The 18,666-nt window shown below is 43.8% G+C and carries 12 protein-coding genes; 3 read left to right on the top strand and 9 right to left on the bottom strand.

Features of this window, described 5'->3' with window-relative positions:
* Positions 1 to 88 precede the first annotated feature (88 nt).
* The gene (locus QM873_RS00910) at positions 89 to 3,025 is read left to right on the top strand and encodes an AAA family ATPase (protein WP_414278644.1); all 2,937 of its coding nucleotides are present in this window, start codon (positions 89 to 91) and stop codon (positions 3,023 to 3,025) included.
* 102 nt (positions 3,026 to 3,127) lie between these two features.
* Here QM873_RS00910 and hutG read toward each other — a convergent pair whose 3' ends face one another.
* The 8 genes from hutG to QM873_RS00870 form a co-directional block, all read right to left on the bottom strand.
* Positions 3,128 to 4,114 carry a formimidoylglutamase gene (gene hutG, locus QM873_RS00905; RefSeq protein WP_117744652.1) on the bottom strand — a complete coding sequence of 329 codons (987 nt, stop codon included), beginning with the start codon at positions 4,112 to 4,114 and terminating at the stop codon, positions 3,128 to 3,130.
* 87 nt (positions 4,115 to 4,201) lie between these two features.
* On the bottom strand, positions 4,202 to 5,743 hold the full coding sequence (gene hutH / locus QM873_RS00900; protein ID WP_023027218.1) for a histidine ammonia-lyase: 1,542 nt from the start codon (positions 5,741 to 5,743) through the stop codon (positions 4,202 to 4,204).
* A gap of 229 nt (positions 5,744 to 5,972) precedes the next feature.
* The gene (locus QM873_RS00895; RefSeq protein ID WP_414278643.1) at positions 5,973 to 7,301 is read right to left on the bottom strand and encodes an APC family permease; all 1,329 of its coding nucleotides are present in this window, start codon (positions 7,299 to 7,301) and stop codon (positions 5,973 to 5,975) included.
* A gap of 20 nt (positions 7,302 to 7,321) precedes the next feature.
* Positions 7,322 to 7,900 carry a HutD/Ves family protein gene (locus tag QM873_RS00890; protein ID WP_129270067.1) on the bottom strand — a complete coding sequence of 193 codons (579 nt, stop codon included), beginning with the start codon at positions 7,898 to 7,900 and terminating at the stop codon, positions 7,322 to 7,324.
* A 15-nt stretch (positions 7,901 to 7,915) separates the two neighbouring features.
* Entirely contained in the window at positions 7,916 to 9,589 is a 1,674-nt protein-coding gene (locus QM873_RS00885) for a formate--tetrahydrofolate ligase (RefSeq protein ID WP_129270069.1), read from the bottom strand.
* Positions 9,590 to 9,641: 52 nt separating this feature from the next.
* Entirely contained in the window at positions 9,642 to 10,271 is a 630-nt protein-coding gene (locus tag QM873_RS00880; RefSeq protein ID WP_023027214.1) for a cyclodeaminase/cyclohydrolase family protein, read from the bottom strand.
* Between the two features lie 12 nt (positions 10,272 to 10,283).
* Complete coding sequence (ftcD, locus tag QM873_RS00875; RefSeq protein ID WP_023027213.1) at positions 10,284 to 11,183, bottom strand: glutamate formimidoyltransferase; 900 nt, start codon at positions 11,181 to 11,183, stop codon at positions 10,284 to 10,286.
* 82 nt (positions 11,184 to 11,265) lie between these two features.
* Positions 11,266 to 13,296, bottom strand: coding sequence for a urocanate hydratase (locus QM873_RS00870; protein ID WP_414278642.1), 2,031 nt, complete (start codon positions 13,294 to 13,296; stop codon positions 11,266 to 11,268).
* A 200-nt stretch (positions 13,297 to 13,496) separates the two neighbouring features.
* Between QM873_RS00870 and hutI the strand changes: the two genes are divergently transcribed.
* Positions 13,497 to 14,744 carry an imidazolonepropionase gene (gene hutI, locus QM873_RS00865; protein WP_414278641.1) on the top strand — a complete coding sequence of 416 codons (1,248 nt, stop codon included), beginning with the start codon at positions 13,497 to 13,499 and terminating at the stop codon, positions 14,742 to 14,744.
* Positions 14,745 to 14,853: 109 nt separating this feature from the next.
* Here hutI and QM873_RS00860 read toward each other — a convergent pair whose 3' ends face one another.
* Entirely contained in the window at positions 14,854 to 15,825 is a 972-nt protein-coding gene (locus QM873_RS00860; RefSeq protein WP_126404776.1) for a hypothetical protein, read from the bottom strand.
* A gap of 359 nt (positions 15,826 to 16,184) precedes the next feature.
* Between QM873_RS00860 and QM873_RS00855 the strand changes: the two genes are divergently transcribed.
* Complete coding sequence (locus QM873_RS00855) at positions 16,185 to 18,569, top strand: phosphoketolase family protein (protein ID WP_343093853.1); 2,385 nt, start codon at positions 16,185 to 16,187, stop codon at positions 18,567 to 18,569.
* The last annotated feature ends 97 nt before the right edge of the window (positions 18,570 to 18,666 follow it).

The following is an 18,666-nucleotide window of genomic DNA, read 5'->3' as shown; positions in this document are numbered from 1 at the left end:
CTCAGTCTTTTTTTTCTTGGGCCAATTGCTTGCTAAAAGACAACTTTTTTTTTATAGTATTAATATGAAGATTTTGGAGGCGCTTGCAATGAAGAGAGAACTCACGTTGAAGTTATTTGGACCCCCTAAGGTTGTTTTCCAACAGAAAGACATCCGTTTTTCCTTCTCGAAGATGGAGGCTTTATTTTATTACTTAGCTGTATCGGGTGAGGTTAACCGTGATGAAATTGCGGGTATTCTCTGGGGGGATAAGGAAAACCAAGTCGCTCGGAAAAATCTACGGAATACTGTTTACCAAGCCAATAAAATCTTTGAAGGAGATGTCATTGTTTCTCCAAGTAGGAGTAGCCTGGCCCTTAATCCTGAGTTGAATCTTTCTTTGGACGTCCAGCTTTTTGAAAGGGATCCAATAAGCAATTTACATCTTTATCAGGGAGATTTTCTAGAAGGCTTCTACGTCAAGGATGATGAGGACTTTGACCAGTGGGCTTCCCGTAAACGGAGCGCTTATAAGCAACTCTATATTGAAAGCTGTTATCAAAAGATTGACAAAGAGGGGCTGGGGGATCCTGGTATAGAGTCCTTACTCCACCATTTAGTAGAGCTGGATGAATTTGAAGAAAAGAACTACCAACTCTTGATGGAGTATTATAGAGTCCATCACCAGCTGGGGAAATTTTTTGAGACCTATTACAAGCTGGTTGATTTATTGGATCGTGAGCTGAATGTTCGTCCCAGTCGAGTGATAGAAGAACTGTATCATTCTGTTTTGGAAGCTAAACGCACCCATAAACAGAGCAATCGTGTGAATGTCCGAGAACTCCCTTTCTTTGGTCGCAAACAAGAACTGTCCCAACTAGAAGAATACCTCTCCTTAGTAGAGAAGGGGGAAGCGATTGGCCCTCTCTTAGTCATGGGGCAATCGGGAACAGGCAAGAAACGTTTGATGCGTCAATTGGTCTTGATGTCCAATCGCAGTTTTAGCTTTGTTAAGGTGGAAGGCAAAGTCGGCAGTCGCAAAGAAGAAGGAGGAATCTGGGGTGACCTCAAAGCTTCCCTAGAGAAAGTGAGTGAAGAGCTAGAAGTCTCTCCTCTAGGAAAAGCGGACGATCTCCCTGCTGTCCGGAAGCACCTTCAAAGACTCAGCCAAGAAAAACCTCTCCTGATTCTGCTTGAAAATGCTCAGTGGATGGATGCGGCCTCATTCAATAAAGTAAAGCAATTGGAGGAGAAAAGTAGCGGGGAAAGATGGCAACTGATTGTTACAGCTGAGGGGCCTTTGCCGGAATTCTTGGTCACCTTCTTTGGGAGTTTAAAAGTCGAGAGACGGTTGTCCCAGCTAGAGTTGACCAATTTTGATCCGAGTGAAAGTCGATCACTCTTACAAGGGCAACTGGGGCAGATAGAACCAGCCCTGATCGAGCAAATGATGGAGTGGAGTGAAGGTAGTCCCTTCTTGTTGTCCAGCTATATAGAAGAGTGGAAAGAGAAGGAAAGTTTAGAGCCCTTACCTGATATTATTCAAGCCTATCTGTCTCAAGAGCTGGGTGACTTGAGCAGTGAAGAGGAGTCCCTTCTTCATTATTTGTCTTGTTTTCATAAGCCGATATCCATGTCTATCTTGGCCGATTTGACAGCTACAGATCTTTCTGTTTTAACTGCATTATTAGATCCTTTAGCTCAAAGAGGAATCATCTCAATAGTGGAGGAAGGGGAGGATCTCTTAATCCAATTTTGCAAGCAATTGGTAGCTATGTACTTCTACCAACTCCTGTCACCAGCTAGACGGCGTCTCTTCCACCAACAAATCGCGCAAAAACTGGAAGAAACCTTAGAAGATTCGACAGACCTGCTTTTCTATAAGGAAATAGCTTACCAATATAAGCAGTCCCAAAATCTCTTGCATTCCTTGTCTTTTGAGCTGACCTACTTGGAAGAAATCCTCCAGCTAGAACATGAACTATTCCCAATATACTCCAAGGGAGAAGAAGGGGGAGTATCCGATGGGAAAAATAGCCATTTGGACATTTTTGGGGAACTCTCTCGTCTTCGTCGAGAACTGGATCAGCTTTTTTCACGACACCAAAAAGATAGAGACTACAAGTATTTGCAACTGCGCTACTTGTATCTAGAGGGGCGCTACTTCATTCGAAGTGGTGAGTACCAAAAGGGGATTCATGATATTCAAAAGGTCATCTCCTATGCGCGGGAACTCAAACGGCTCGACTTTCTTTTAGAAGGGTACCGGCAAATCATTTATTATTGCATTCAAACAGAAAATATTTCTGAAATGGCCTATTACACAGATTTGGCTTTAGAAGATGCGATTCAGGCCAACAACCATGAAGCGATTGCGATTCAGTTACGCTTGAAGGGGTTGTACCATTTGATGGTAGGGGATGAGGAGCAGGCGACCCGACACCTCTATCGCTCCATTGATTGCTTTAGTCTGACCAATAGCATGCAGGCCAAGTATGCCATTCAAATTGCAGCATCTTTAGCCTACCTGGCTGAAATAGAGCAAGTGAGAGGGCATTTTCAAGTAGCTGTCACCCATTTGGAAGAGGTCCTACGCTTGGTGGGAGATCAATCTGTTGATTCAGTCCGAGTGGTGTTTGAAATTGATCTTGGGATTGCCTACTATTGGAAGAGAGATTTGGTCCAAGCCCGCTTCTATTTTGACAGGGCTCAAAAGGTTTTGTCCGGGGTTCGCTTCCCTTGGAAGGAAGAATTGCTCGAATTTTATCAATCCTTAATCGCCTGTCATTTTGGAGAGCAAGAGAAGGTGGCAACTTATCTGGCTCGTAAAGAAGGAACCATGAAGCAAACGACGAATGCGCGAGACAAGGGGATGGTTTGTTATCTCTTAGCCTTCTTGGCGGCCCAGAAGGAGCAAGGAGAGCAATTGCTTCCTGCTTTGAGCGCTTTCTTGAAAGAAGATAAGGACTACTACAAGAAACTGGCAGAGCAACATCTGACTCCGTATAGAGACCGTCCCTTCCTCAAGAGATTAAAAAATCTCTAGTGTAGCTCATCAAGTGTCATGAAGGAAGAATGAAAATAGGCTTATCAACACCCAATGGCTGGATGTTGATAAGCCTTTTGTATGTTAGAGAGGTTTTGAATCTTAATTTTGTTGAGACAAGATTTGGGTCAAGTAAAAGATAAAAGTGGCGGCAAGATTGGAGGTGTGGTTGTCAATATCATGAGGAGGGGAAACTTCGACAATATCAAATCCAATCAGTTTGCCACTAGCTGCAATGTGTTGGAGCAGCATTAGGGCTAGTTTTGGATCCACCCCAAGTGACTGGATGGCGCTGACGCCAGGGGCAGATCCGACGGCAAAGCAGTCCATATCAATAGAGAGGTAGACTGCTGTTTGTTTTTCTAAGAAGCGATCAATCCGATCAAGGATTGCTTGATGAGTCATCCGGAAGAGGTCTTGTCCTGTTAAGAAATCAATACTTGGTGTCTTAGCCACATAGTTAAATAGGAAAAGGTTGTTGCTATGTTCCTGAATGCCCAAGATTAAATAAGGGAAATCTTGGCTCTCTTCTTTTGCATGGTCTGCCATTTGGCGAAATCCTGTTCCAGAGTTGGGACCTGTTTGGTCATAGGGACGCAGGTCAAAGTGAGCATCTAGATTGATGACAGCCAATTGTTCATCTGGTTGCAAGGAGGATTTGAGGCCCAGATAGTGGCCGTAAGCTGTTTCGTGACCTCCCCCAAGGACGATTGGTTGAATATTTAACTCCAACATTCGTTTGACGGTTTGAGAGAGACTCTCTTGCAAATCTTCAAGAGAGCGATTGGGGCCATCGATATTCCCGACATCAAAAACTGTGACATTGGTCCCCCAGTGCCAAGGAAGTTTGGCAAGTTGGGTTCGAATAGCGTTTGGGCTTTCGACAGCACCGACGCGACCGTTATTGATATAGACTCCTTTATCGCTTTTAAAGCCAAGGATTCCAAAGGTGACTTCTTCAAAAGGAGTCAAGCTTTCATCATTCAAATCCAAAAACTTCGTCAGCATTCCCCATTTGGCTGTATAGGGATTGTCTTCAATACTGCCTTGGTAATAACTGTAAGTCATTGGGTAATAATCTCTAAGCACGTTACATGCCTCCGTTTGTTTGTATTTGGCTAGAAAGGCAAAGGCTGAGAAAATTTCTCAGCCTTTTTTTGCTGTATCCTTACTGTATCAGTATTGAATGCTTAAGTCAACTGCTTTTTCGATGGTTGCTAAGAATTCTTCACTTTCAACGACAGCAGATGCCTTATTGAGTTCTTCAAAGATTTCGATGTCCTTGTCAAATTCAATGAAGGCCACCTTGCTGCGAATCATGTCATAGGCTGGTTTTGTACCTTTACCAAGTTCATGATTTTCTGGTTTGAGATCCAAGGCTTGGCAAGCTGCCATGATTTCAGTAGCAACGATGCGGCGTGAATTCTTAAGAATCTCAGCCGCTTTACGAGCTGCTGTAGTTCCCATGCTGACGAAGTCCTCTTGGTTTTCACAAGATGGGATAGAGTCTACGCTAGCTGGGTGAGACAAGATTTTGTTTTCAGATGCAAGAGATGCACAAGCATACTGCGTAATCATGAAGCCTGAGTTAAGGCCAGGGTGTTTGACCAAGAAGGATGGCAATTTGCTGAGTTGGCTGTTGACCAAGCGTTCTACCCGACGTTCAGATACGTTACCAATCTCAGAAAGGGCAATACCCAAAAAGTCAAATGGTTGAGCCATTGGTTCACCGTGGAAGTTACCTCCTGAAATGACGTGACCTTCCTTGGTGATGATTGGGTTATCCGTCACAGAGTTGATTTCGATTTCAACTTTTGTTTTCACATAAGCAATAGAGTCCTTGCTGGCTCCGTGGATTTGAGGGATACAACGGAGTGTATAAGGATCTTGTACCCGTTGTTGAGTCGCAACAGTGGTATTTTTGCTTCCTTCAAGGAGATTACGGATGTTACGAGCAGTCGCCAATTGTCCACTTTGAGGACGGATGGTATGAAGGTCTTCTTCAAATGGACTGGTAATACCATTGTGAACTTCCATTGAGAGAGCACCTGCAATATCAGAGAGTTTGAGCAATTGAATACCGTCGTAAGTTGCAAGAGCTCCAATACCGGTTAGGACCGTTGTACCATTAATCAAGGCAAGTCCTTCTTTGGCAGCCAATTGGATCTTTTCGATACCAGCTTGGTCGAGAGCTTCTTGACCGCTCAAAAGTTGACCTTTGTAGTAGGCATGTCCAAGTCCCAACATTGGGAGAACCATGTGAGAAAGAGGGGCGAGGTCACCAGATGCTCCAAGAGAACCTTTTTCTGGAATATAAGGAGTCACTCCTTTGTTGAGCAATTCTAACAGTTTTTCAACGGTTGATAGACGAATGCCAGAATAACCTTTTAAGAGTGAGTTAATACGGATTAACATAATAGCACGAACGGCATCTTCAGGAAGTGGATCGCCAAAACCAGATGCGTGAGTACGAATCAAGTTTTCTTGAAGTTGGACAGTATCTTCAGGAGAAATGCTGACATTACAGAGGGAACCAAATCCAGTGGTCACACCATAGACAACACGTTTTTCACGGACGATATCATCGACAATTTTACGAGATGCGATGACAGCTTCTTTTGCTCCTTCGTCTAACTCACATTGGGCACCGTGCCGAGCGACGGCGATGACCTCTTCCAGTGTTAAGCTGTTACCATCTAAATGAATCAATTGAGTCATATAAAACCTCCGATTATGAATTGTTCTGTAGAAGTAGATTTGTTTACTTCGGTTTGAATACCAAACGTGAGCCCATTGTCTATGATTCTTAGAAGGATTGAAAGAAGTCTTAGAGAAAAGAGCTCAGGTTTGATATTCGTGGCTTCTTAGATGGGCTAGGGAGCAAAGGAATGCTTTGCTCCTGCCTAAGTTCCCATCTAATGTGTAAATAGAATTGGTGAGGACTGTTTTATTTTTTAGCTAGTTTGTCACCGTGGAAAACAAAGTAAAGTCCACTAGCGATTACTAGACCGATAGCTCCCCATACAAAGTTCATTAGATTGTCCCCTGCAATCATCAAGATACTGATGACAACAGCCAAAATTGGGATAACTGGACCGAATGGCACTCGGAAGGTAACCTTTTTCTCTGGGTACATTTTTCTGAGTTTGAGCGCTGCCAAAGCAGTCGGAATATATTGGAAGAAACGGAAAACAACACTGAAAGTTGCTAATGATTCGAAAGATCCAGATAACAAGAGTAAGAATGCAAAGACACCGGAAATGATAATGGCAATGACAGGAGCGTTTTTACCGTTTGTTTTTCCAAGACCTGCTGGCAAGAGTTTTTCATCTGCTAGGGCTGCCCCAAAACGAGGAACCATAATGGATTCACCAATGTTTAGACCAGCGATTGAAATGAGGGCACCGTATGAAATGAGAGGAGCTCCGATAGGGCCAATCATTTCAACAAATGCGTCTTGTACTGGTGCCTCTGTTCCCATAATGCCTCCACCAAGCATAGCGATTGTTCCAGCGATGATCAACATGTAGAGAACTGAGACGATACTGATAGAGCCTAAAATAGCACGGGGAACGTTCTTTTCAGGGTTGCGCATTTCCCCTGCAACGATGGACATGGTTTCAAATCCGATGAAACCGTAGAAGATGTAAACGGCGGTACTAGAAATAGCACCAAAGAGACTTGAACCACTTTCTAGTTGAAGGAAAGGAGTAAAGTTGCCCTTGCTTATACCACCTGGAATGAAGAAGATGGCAAAGAGTGAGAAGAGGACGATTGGGATTAATTTCGCAACAGTAGCTGTCAGTGTGAACATTTTCGATGTTTTCAAACCGGCAATGTTCATAATACTCAAGAGAACCAACATAACGATACTAATCTGTAAGTTGTAGCCTTCGAATGCTGGGAAGGTAATGATGAAAATCTTAGCAAAACCAGCTAGCATAGCAGCCCAAGCGATAACGGTAACGGCCCATCCTAGGATCCCGACGTTAAAGCCGACAAAGTCTCCGAAAGCTGCTTTTGAGTACTGCATGGCTCCACCGTTTTTATCGAAGTAGCCAGCCGTTTCAGCCAGACAGGCTGATAGTAGCATGACAAGAATAGCTACTCCAAACATGACGGCCAGGGAAGCTGGTCCGAGGCCAGAATATATCTTTTTGGGCAAGAGGAAGATACCAGACCCAATCACGGCATTGATACCGTATAGAGTGGCACCGCTAAAGCTGAATTTCGCTTTTTCTTGTTCCTCAATCGACTGTTTATGTGCTCCGTTCATAATGTCTCTCCTTTAAAACATTATCTTAGCGCAGTCCAGATAGCAATCGGTTGCTTCCCAGACTGAAGGGGTGAAAACGTAATTGTCATCTCTTGAAGAGGAGATGCTTGTTCGATAAACAGGAGCTCGTGAGTTTTGAGGGAGTAAAGTTGTCCCTTTTTCCATTCAAGTGTTAGTGGACAGAGAGCATAGATCAATTGATAGCGACTCTGGCTCGTGACACTTTCTTTTGGGGATATAGCACTCATATGCCCCTGATAAGAAGGTTTATAGATTAGATTAAAATCTTGACAGGTCCCTTGGCTAGATACGGGATCTCCCCCGTCAAAGAAGTAGCTTTGAAATGGCTTCAAAACAACTTCTTTATGTTGATGGGTGAGTGTAATCGATGAAGTCAGAGGCATCAAGATTCGGTGGTAGCCAGTGAGATCAGTAAAATCACTTTTTTCAACCTCCACCGTTGCAGTAGAGAGGCGAAAGTCAAAGGTCCGATCTGGATAACTTCCCTCTTTTGGAGAGAGGAAGAGTTGGGTGGTTTGACCACCAGACCAAGTAGAAATCTGATAATCTGCGGGGGTGAGATGAAGGATAGTCACCATAGGACCTCCTCTTTCTTAAAAGAGACCAGTAATATTGCCTTGGGCGTCGATATCAATCTTTTCACTGGCTGGAACTTTTGGTAGGCCAGGCATGGTCATGATCGTTCCTGTGAGCGCAACGATAAAGCCAGCTCCTGCTGCCACCTTAAGGTTGCTGATTTTGACAGTGAAATCTTTCGGTGCTCCGATCTTCTTGGCATCATCCGAGAAGGAATATTGCGTTTTGGCCATACAGATTGGGTAGTTGGAGAAACCAAGTGCTTCCAATTCTTTTAGTTCGCGTTTGGCCGCGGGTGTTAAGCTGATGCCTTTACCACCATAGACTTTTGTGACGATCTTGGTCAATTTTGTTTCAATGCTGTCTTCTTGGTCATAAACATAAGAGAAGTGGTTTTCTTCTTGAGCTAGTTGAATGACTTTTTCAGCTAGGTCACGGCCGCCAGCTCCACCATGTGCCCAGACATCAGAGATGACCACGTCTACATTGCGTTTCTTACAAGATTCATAGACAGCTTCTAGCTCAGCCTCTGTATCCAGCGGGAATTTGTTGATGGCAACGACCACAGGTAGACCGTAGACTTCTTGGATGTTGGCCAAGTGTTTGTCCAGGTTTGGCAGACCATCGATCACGGCTTGGACATTTTCAGTAGCCAAGTCCGCTTTGGCGACACCACCATGCATCTTGAGAGCACGGATGGTCGCGACGAGGACAACGGCAGCAGGTTTGAGTCCGGCCATGCGGCATTTGATGTCGATGAATTTTTCAGCACCGAGGTCTGCTCCAAAACCAGCTTCTGTCACGACATAGTCTGCATATTTGAGGGCTAGTTTGGTAGCCAGCACACTGTTACAGCCATGAGCGATATTGGCAAATGGTCCGCCGTGGATGATAGCCGGAGTATGCTCCAAGGTTTGTACCAAGTTTGGATGGATGGCATCTTTGAGAACAGCTGCCATGGCACCTCCAGCCTTGAGGTCTTTGGCTGTCACTGGTTGTCCCTGGTAGTTGTACCCAATAATGATGCGATCGAGGCGTTCTTTGAGGTCAAGGATATTTTCTGAGAGACAGAGAATAGCCATGATTTCAGACGCCACCGTGATGTCAAAGCCATCTTCACGAGGAACTCCGTTTGTCTTTCCTTGAAGGCCGTCTACAATATGGCGGAGTTGCCGGTCGTTCATGTCGACCACCCGTTTCCAGGTGATGCGACGAGAATCGATGCCCAACTCATTGCCATGATGGATGTGGTTGTCAATCAAGGCTGCAAGTAAGTTGTTGGCAATCCCAATGGCATGGAAGTCTCCGGTAAAGTGAAGGTTGATATCTTCCATTGGAACCACTTGAGCGTACCCACCACCGGCAGCACCACCCTTGATCCCAAAGACAGGGCCAAGTGAAGGTTCGCGGAGGGCAATGACCGCTTTCTCACCGATAGCAGAGAGGGCATCCACTAGTCCAACAGAGGTGGTTGTCTTTCCTTCTCCAGCAGGTGTCGGAGAGATGGCTGTCACGAGGATTAGCTTTCCATCTTCCTTGTCCTTTAGTTGTTCCAGTTGGTTGCTATCGATTTTTGCCTTGTATTTTCCGTAGAGCGAAATGTCGTCTTCAGTCAATCCAAGTTCAGCAGCGATTTCCATGATGGGCTTCATTTGGACAGAATTGGCAATTTCAATATCCGATAAAACCATAGAATCCCTTCTTTCTTTGTAGGTATTAAAGTTATAACGTTAATTGGTAGGTTTAAGATAGGCTTTCTAAAATGCTTTGGTAAATGTTATCTGCAAGCTCAGAGCCTGTTTGGAGGAGTTCGAGTCCCTTGCTATGGTATTCTTGGACGAAGTCTTGGTCCTTGATTCCTGAAATGTTGATCAGGACATTGAGCCAAGCCCCCTGAAGTCCAGCCTTGAGATTGAGAGCAGCCACTCCTAGGTCACTCGCCGCATTGGTGTTGGACTTACCAACAGCTTCTTTTGTTGTTTCAAGCGCCTCAACGATGAGCTCCATCATAGAGAAAGGAGATACTGTCGCATGTTTCAAAGCTTTTTGCATGGCTTCACGACGAGCGACTTTCTCTTCTTCCGTTTCCTTTGGAAGATCAAAGACTGCTGATACCACGTTGAAAGCTTCTGTATCTTTGTCGATGGCTTCTAGTAATTGGTCTTGGAGGTGGGCACTTTTTTCGTGAACCCCTTTGATGTGGTCTTCAAATTCAGCGTATTTTTTCTTACCGATGGTCAGTTCACAGACCATTTTTGTAAGTGAAATCCCGTTTGCAGCAGATAGGGCAGCAGCAGAACCGCCACCTGGAGCTGGGGCATCTGAACCAAGAACCTTGGCAAACTCTGTAATACTTAAGTCAACTAGTTTCATAGAACTCCCTTTCTAACCCAACAAGTGATTTTCCAAGACTTGTTTGCTATAGTCAAAGTCTTCTAATTGCAAGTAGTATTCAGCAGAGTCAATCAAAGCCTTAGCAGGAGCCAGTCCAATGAGTTCTGTTCCAGTGATGCGAACCCCGTAGCGTTGTGCTTCGAAACGAACGGTTTCAACGACGCGATACAATGGGAATTTTTCCAAGTTGACCATGTTGATAGAGACTTGGGCGATGTTGCGATCTTCTAGCATGACACCGATTGCTTTACAGTATTTGTATCCTCCGCTAGATCCACGAATGATTTTAGAAATGTTGTTGGCAATTTCTAGATCATCTGTGTCAAGGTTGATATTGAAAGCAACGAGTGGCATACGGACACCAACGGCTGTAACCCCTGCAGTTGGGTGAATCTTGCGTTCACCGTAGTCTGGCTTCCAGTCTTCTTCCAACAGTTTTTCTGGCATTCCTTCAAATTGTCCTTTGCGAACCTTCGCCAAGTTTTTTCGTTCTGGGCGAGTTGCAGCATCTTCATAAAGGAAGATTGGAATACCTAATTCACGATTGATGCGTTCGGCTACTTTATTGGCGATTTCGACACATTCATCTGTTGTGATATCTTTGACTGGAACGAAAGGACAAACGTCTGTTGCCCCCATACGAGGGTGTTCGCCTTCGTGCTTGGTCATATCGATGTTTTCAGATGCGTATTTTACCAATTGGAAAGCAACTTCTTGAATGCTTTCTTCATCCCCAACGAGTGTAAAGACGCTCCGGTTGTGACTGGCGTCAGACGAGTAGTCCAGCAGCGTAACACCTGGAATACTTTTTGCTGTGGCTGCTAATCCGTCGATCACAGCTTGATTGCGTCCTTCAGAGAAGTTTGGAATACACTCAACAATTTTTGCCATATGATTACCTCTTTTTATAGGAGAAGTTGGGGAGGAGGAGTCTTTGTATTTCCTCCCCTTTCTCAATTTTTATTTTTTGATGTTAAAACAATTTTTGAACCGCATCTTTGACCAAATCTTCATCTGCCAGATACGGAATGGTGATGTGGTCTGTTCCTGCATGGAGGCGGTTGTATTCGATGGCTGTTTCGATGGCATGGTTATTTCTTGCCCAGTTCCGACGAGCAACCCCACCCATGGTATCCCATGCAATCGCAGATTTGATGATTTCGTCGATCCGGTGGCTACCGTCTAGAACGAGACCAAATCCTCCGTTGATGGCCTTACCGATACCAGTACCACCACCATTGTGGAGAGCCACGAGACTCATACCGCGAGCGGCGTTACCGGCGTAACATTGAACCGCCATATCGCAGGTAACGTTTGAACCATCTTTGATATTGGAGGTTTCACGGAATGGAGCATCTGTACCAGATACGTCATGGTGGTCACGTCCAATCATGACCGGTCCAATCTTGCCTTGGCGAATGAGTTCATTAAATTTCAAAGCGATATTGACACGTCCCATACAATCTTGATAGAGGATACGAGCCTGTGTACCAACGACTAATTGGTTCTTTTCAGCATCGCGAATCCAGTTGTAGTTATCGCGGTCTTGGTAGCGACGAGTTGGATCGATCGCTTCCATAGCAGCGTGGTCAGTTGCAATCAAGTCTTCGTGTTTACCGCTTAGGCAGACCCAACGGAATGGACCATAACCATAGTCAAAGAGCATAGGTCCCATGATATCTTCTACATAAGATGGCCAAATGAAGCCGTCCTTGTCATCGAGACCATTCTTAGAAATTTCCTTGATGCCAGAGTCGTAAACAGATTTCATAAAGGCATTACCGTAGTCGAAGAAGTAGGTACCTTTAGCCGTCAAAGCTTTAATCACTGCAAAGTGACGAGCTAAGGTTTCATCGACCAAGCGATGGAAGGTTTCTTTGTCTTCTGCCAACAAACGTGTCCGTTCTTCAAAGCTGATCCCAACTGGGCAATAGCCACCATCATAGACGTTGTGGCAAGAGGTTTGGTCAGACAAGAGGTGAACGTGGACTTGGTGTTCGTTGACATATTCGAGCAAGTCTACGATATTACCATGGTAGGCAATAGAAGTTGATTCACCAGCTTCCAGTGCTGCTTGAGCCAATTTCACAGCTTCTTCGGCACTGTCGGTTACTTGGCTAATCCAACCTTGAGAGTGACGGGTTTCGATCCGAGAGCGGTCTACTTCTGCAACGATGGCAACAGCTTTTGCAATTTCAGCTGCTTTCCCTTGAGCTCCACTCATACCACCGAGACCAGACGAGATGAAGAGTTTACCAGTTAAGTCGCCATCATCAGGCACACCGAGTTTAAGACGTCCAGCATTAAGGAGAGTGTTGAAGGTACCGTGAACGATCCCTTGAGGACCAATGTACATCCAGCCACCAGCCGTCATCTGACCGTAGTTGGTAACGCCCATTTCTTCAGCGATTTCCCAGTCGCGCATATTGTCATACTCACCGATCAAGAGACCGTTGGTAATGATGACGCGAGGAGCTTCTGGTTTAGACTTGAAGAGGCCGAGAGGGTGACCAGATTCAACCACCAAGGTTTGGTCTTCTGTCATGACTTCCAAGTATTTCTTGATCAAGTTGTATTGCATCCAGTTAGCACAGACAGAACCTGTTTCTCCGTAAGTGACCAATTCATATGGATAAAGGGCGATTTCAAAGCTCAAGTTGTTGTCAATCATAACCTGCATAGCCTTAGCAGCAGTGCATTTTCCTTTGTACTCATCAATTGGTTTGCCATAGATCCGATCTTTTGGACGGAAGCGATAGCCATAGATCCGACCGCGAGTTTTTAGTTCTTCCAGAAATTCTGGGATCAACTCTTGGTGGAATTTTTTAGGGATGTAACGCAGAGCGTTTTTAAGAGCAATCTCAGTCTGAGCTTGCGTTAAGCGGAGCCCTCTATCAGGTGCACGACGGATGCCTTCTTGAAAAGTTGCCTTTTCAGGTAGGACATCAAAGTCAAGTTTGACAGACATAGCAGCTGCAATTTCTTTATCGTCTATAAATGACATAGTAGGAACCTCCTTATGTGTAGACTATGAATTTATATTTTCTTTATTGTATCCAAGAAACGTCAATAAAGAGTCAAAAATAAATTTAATTTTTAATAAAGCAAAAAATAATGAGGGAGAAACTTTTTGACTTTTTTTTGACGCTTTTTCTTTAGAATTGTAAAATGAATAATAATGGAAATAGAAAGGAATGTTTTCATATGTCTGCTGATGTACTATTAACCCACTTTAACCAGTTGTTTTGTCCAAATGATCTAGGCCATCCTCTTTATGGCAAGGAGATGGCAGATGCCCAAATTCTTTCGGATGCATATATTGCCATTAAAGATGGAAAGATTCTTGCAGTTGGAACAGGTCAACCAGATCCAGAATTGATTGACGACCATACGGAAGTGAAGTCTTGTGAAGGAAAAGTTGCGACCCCCGGTCTGATCGATTGCCACACCCACCTGGTCTATGGAGGCAGTCGTGAACATGAATTTGCGAAAAAGTTAGCGGGTGTTTCTTACTTAGACATCCTCGCTCAAGGCGGTGGAATTCTGAGCACTGTTCGGGCAACTCGTGAAGCATCTTTTGACAATCTCTATAACAAGTCCAAACGATTGTTGGACTATATGTTGCGTCATGGAGTGACCACCGTTGAAGCTAAGAGTGGCTATGGTTTGGATTGGGAAACGGAAAAACGCCAATTAGATGTAGTAGCAGCCTTGGACCGAGACCATGAAATTGATCTGGTTTCAACCTTTATGGCAGCTCATGCGATCCCGACAGAGTACAAGGGCCGTTCTCAAGAGTATTTAGATCTGATTATTGAACAAATGCTTCCAAAGGTAAAAGAAGACAATCTGGCTGAATTCTGTGACATCTTCTGTGAAAAGGGTGTCTTTACAGCGGATGAATCACGCTATCTTCTGTCGAAAGCCAAGGAAATGGGCTTCAAATTACGAATTCATGCGGATGAAATTGAGTCCATTGGTGGCGTGGATGTAGCAGCCGAATTGGAATCTACCAGTGCAGAACACTTGATGGTCATTACTGATGAGGGTATTCAAAAACTAGCAAAAGCAAAAGTTATTGGAAATCTTTTGCCTGCAACAACCTTCAGCCTCATGGAAGATACCTATGCACCAGCTCGTAAGATGTTGGACGCTGGCATGGCTATTACCCTAACAACAGACAGCAATCCAGGATCCTGTCCGACAGCCAATCTCCAGTTTGCTATGCACCTTGGTTGCTTCATGATGCGCCTAACTCCAGTGGAAATTCTCAATGCAGTGACCATCAATGCAGCCTACTCAGTAGATCGTGCCAAAACGATTGGCTCTTTCGATGTTGGAAAACAAGCTGATATCACGATTTATGACGCACCAAATCTAGATTATCTCTTCTATTTCTTTGCGACCAACCTAGTGACAGATGTCTATAAGAATGGTAAGAAAGTGATTTAATTTTCTTCGTTTTAAATGTGACCTAAATAGAAAAACCCCCTCATCAGAATTGGTTGATGAGGGGTTTTTAGGGCTTAGAAAAGTATTTCAAAAGAGGAGTTAGAAAGCTTTAAATTCCAACCTTGACATCTGGGAATCGCTCAGACACCTGTGCAAAGAGAGTGTAGAGTTGTTCTTCAGCGTTCTTCTTATTTTTAATGGCTAGGCGGTGCTGTTTCTTTGGCTTGTCCTTGCGGATGTAGCACAATTGGAAGATAGAGCGGGCAATACCTGATTGACGAACTCGAGTGACATGTAAGTATAGTTGTTGAACATCTCGTAAATCAATCGTTTGCGTTCCTCTGAAATAGGTGATCAAATGATTTTTGTATAAGATAACTTTTAAGTCTTGATTGTAGTAACTGGCCTCATCAGCCAAACGGTTTAGATCTCCTTGGAGTTCGGGATAGTTTTGGTGGAGTTCCTGATAGGAAGCAATGGTCCGTTTCCGAACAGAGAAGCTGGCTACAACCATTGTAATGGTAAGTCCAGCTAAAGCAACTGAACCTAGCAAGAGGAATAAGGAGTCTTTGTTATATTCCGTAAGGCTTAGATAATAGTTGGTCGTCATATTGAGTGACACGACAGAAGTCGGGTCAAGGAGGGAATGGATGTACTCACTATAACCGACAAGGCGACCATTGCGAGATGTATTCTTGCTATCCTTTGCCAAAGGGGCTAATTGCGTTCCCTTTAGTTGATAAGGATCGGTCTGCAGTTCCCCATTCTTCGCTTTATCAATGATTTCTTTAATCGTCGCATCGTCTTTTTTGGTTTCGATCCCTGCATACTTACCATCATTTTGGTTATCGTATTGGACAATATAGAGTACATGCCTTTTGTCCACAGTTCCGACAGGTTCTGGATAAATATCATAGACTTGCATCGTTACAGGATCCCCAGACTTTTCTGCCTTAGCAAAGCTAGTAGCAGGATTTTGGTGACGAATCCATAATGAAAATATTAATCCTGCGAATGCTAGGAAGACAAGGGCAAGCACCAGACCTGAAACAAATCCTTTATTGCGTTTTTCCTTAATCATATCGACCTCCTTTAGTTTGATATCTAAAGTATATCATGAAAGATTTTATGTGACAAGGAAATTTATAGACGGCTGATTTCTAAGGCTTTTTAGTAGTTTTACCCAAAAGCTGTCTGTAAAATGATTGAAAAATGGTTTGATTTTAAAAGAGATTTGTAACTTTTTATAAAAAACTATATTTTTTTTAATTTTTTCTATATACAAAAAGATAAATTATTGATAGAATAGAAAAGAATTGAATTAAATTTGGTTCGCGCTCATTCTGTCTTCATGTTAGTGAAACAGAATGTTTATAACCTAAATACTTGCACTGGATTCTAATTCATCAGAATCATAGCTAGAATTTGAGAGGAGACAATATGACTGTTGATTTTAACAGCAAAGCATACTTGGATAAAGTGGATGCGTGGTGGCGCGCAGCAAACTATATTTCAGCTGCTCAAATGTACTTAAAAGACAACCCGTTGTTGAAACGTGAAGTGGTTGAAAACGATTTGAAAGCTCACCCAATCGGACATTGGGGAACTGTACCTGGACAAAACTTTATTTACGCACACTTGAACCGTGCAATCAACAAGTATGACTTGGATATGTTCTACATTGAAGGACCAGGTCATGGTGGACAAGTTATGGTGTCCAACTCTTACTTAGATGGTTCTTACACAGAATTGAATCCAAATATCCCACAAAATGAAGAAGGATTTAAACACCTATGTAAAATCTTCTCATTCCCAGGAGGGATTGCATCTCACGCGGCACCTGAAACTCCAGGATCTATCCACGAAGGTGGAGAACTTGGTTATGCTCTTTCTCACGCAGCTGGAGCTGTTTTAGATAATCCAGATGTGATTGCTGCAACCGTAATCGGTGATGGTGAAGGGGAAACTGGTCCATTGATGGCTGGTTGGTTGGCCAATACCTTCTTGAACCCAGTCAATGATGGTGCTGTTCTTCCAATCTTCTACCTCAACGGTGGAAAGATCCACAATCCAACAATCTTCGAACGCAAAACAGACGAAGAATTGGCCCTCTTCTTTGAAGGTCTTGGATGGAAACCAATTTTTGCAGACGTAACGGCTATTTCTGACGACCATGAAGCAGCTCATGCTTTGTTTGCAGAAAAATTGGACGAAGCGATTGAAGAAATCAAGAAAGTCCAAGCAGAAGCTCGTAAAGGTTCTGCAGAAGAAGCAACTCAACCAGTATACCCTGTCTTGATTGCTCGTATTCCTAAAGGTTGGACTGGACCAAAAGCTTGGGAAGGAACTCCAATCGAAGGTGGATTCCGTGCGCACCAAGTGCCAATCCCAGTAGATGCTCACCACATGGAGCATGTAGATGCCCTTCTTTCATGGTTGGAATCTTACCGCCCAGCAGAGTTGTTTGACGAAACTGGTAAACTAGTTCCTGAAATTGCTGAAATCGCACCAAAAGGTGACCGTCGCATGGCTATGAACCCAATCACAAACGCAGGTGTCATCAAACCAATGGACACTGCTGATTGGAAGAAACATGCCTTCAAGATCGAAACACCAGGTGCCATCATGGCGCAAGATATGATCGAGTTTGGTAAGTATGCAGCAGATCTTGTGGATGCGAACCCAGATAACTTCCGTATCTTTGGACCAGATGAAACCAAATCAAACCGTCTTCAAGAAGTCTTCACTCGGACAAGCCGTCAATGGTTAGGACGTATGAAACCAGACTACGATGAAGCTTTGAGCCCTGCTGGACGTGTGATTGACTCTCAATTGTCAGAGCACCAAGCAGAAGGAATGCTCGAAGGATATGTCTTGACAGGTCGTCATGGATTCTTCGCATCTTACGAATCATTCCTTCGTGTCGTAGACTCTATGATTACTCAACACTTCAAATGGTTGCGTAAATCGAAGACACATACGACATGGCGTAAAAACTACCCAGCCTTGAACCTGATTGCGACTTCAACTGTTTTCCAACAAGACCACAATGGTTATACTCACCAAGATCCAGGTATCTTGACTCACTTGGCTGAGAAAACTCCTGAATACATCCGTGAATACTTGCCAGCAGATACCAATAGTTTGCTTGCAGTGATGGATAAAGCCTTCAAGGCAGAAGATATGATTAACTTGATCGTTTCTTCTAAACACCCACGTCCTCAATTCTACTCAGCTGATGAGGCAGAAGAATTGGTTCGTGAAGGATACAAGGTGATTGATTGGGCATCAACTGTTTCAGCAGATGAAGAGCCAGATCTTGTCATTGCAGCTGCAGGTACAGAGCCAAACTTAGAAGCTCTTGCAGCCATCACAATCTTGCACAAGGCTTTCCCAGAATTGAAGATCCGCTTTGTCAACGTTGTGGATATCTTGAAATTGCGTCACCCATCAGTCGATGCGCGTGGACTTTCAGATGAAGAGTTTGACAAAGTCTTCACCGCTGACAAACCAGTGATCTTTGCCTTCCACGGTTACGAAGGCATGATTCGTGATATCTTCTTCAACCGTCACAACCATAACCTTCGTGTGCATGGTTACCGTGAAAACGGTGATATCACAACACCATTCGATATGCGTGTCATGTCTGAATTGGATCGCTTCCACTTGGCACAAGATGCAGCTAATGCAGCTCTTGGAGCAGAAGCAGCTGAATTTGCAGCTCAAATGGACGAAACAATTGCCTTCCACAATGCTTACATCCGTGAACATGGTGATGATATTCCAGAAGTACACAACTGGAAATGGGAAAACGTAAATAAATAAGTTTATTCAAAAGAAATCAGAAGCTATTCTGGTTTCTTTTTTGATAGATAGTATTGTAAAAAATCTAAAAGCTCTTATCCATAATAATTGGATAAGA

This window comes from Streptococcus australis, from assembly GCF_047463015.1.
Classification (GTDB): domain Bacteria; phylum Bacillota; class Bacilli; order Lactobacillales; family Streptococcaceae; genus Streptococcus; species Streptococcus australis_F.
Note: the sequence above shows the minus strand (reverse complement) of the source record. Positions and strands in the feature narration are given on the sequence as shown.

Bases quoted from the DNA above. Each gene is read 5' to 3' on its own strand.
- QM873_RS00895 (WP_414278643.1), bottom strand. From the start codon at position 7,301: ATGAACGGAGCACATAAACAGTCGATTGAGGAACAAGAAAAAGCGAAA.
- hutI (WP_414278641.1), top strand. From the start codon at position 13,497: ATGTCTGCTGATGTACTATTAACCCACTTTAACCAGTTGTTTTGTCCA.
- QM873_RS00870 (WP_414278642.1), bottom strand. From the start codon at position 13,296: ATGTCATTTATAGACGATAAAGAAATTGCAGCTGCTATGTCTGTCAAA.
- QM873_RS00880 (WP_023027214.1), bottom strand. From the start codon at position 10,271: ATGAAACTAGTTGACTTAAGTATTACAGAGTTTGCCAAGGTTCTTGGT.
- QM873_RS00855 (WP_343093853.1), top strand. From the start codon at position 16,185: ATGACTGTTGATTTTAACAGCAAAGCATACTTGGATAAAGTGGATGCG.
- QM873_RS00885 (WP_129270069.1), bottom strand. From the start codon at position 9,589: ATGGTTTTATCGGATATTGAAATTGCCAATTCTGTCCAAATGAAGCCC.
- QM873_RS00890 (WP_129270067.1), bottom strand. From the start codon at position 7,900: ATGGTGACTATCCTTCATCTCACCCCCGCAGATTATCAGATTTCTACT.
- QM873_RS00860 (WP_126404776.1), bottom strand. From the start codon at position 15,825: ATGATTAAGGAAAAACGCAATAAAGGATTTGTTTCAGGTCTGGTGCTT.
- hutH (WP_023027218.1), bottom strand. From the start codon at position 5,743: ATGACTCAATTGATTCATTTAGATGGTAACAGCTTAACACTGGAAGAG.
- ftcD (WP_023027213.1), bottom strand. From the start codon at position 11,183: ATGGCAAAAATTGTTGAGTGTATTCCAAACTTCTCTGAAGGACGCAAT.
- QM873_RS00910 (WP_414278644.1), top strand. From the start codon at position 89: ATGAAGAGAGAACTCACGTTGAAGTTATTTGGACCCCCTAAGGTTGTT.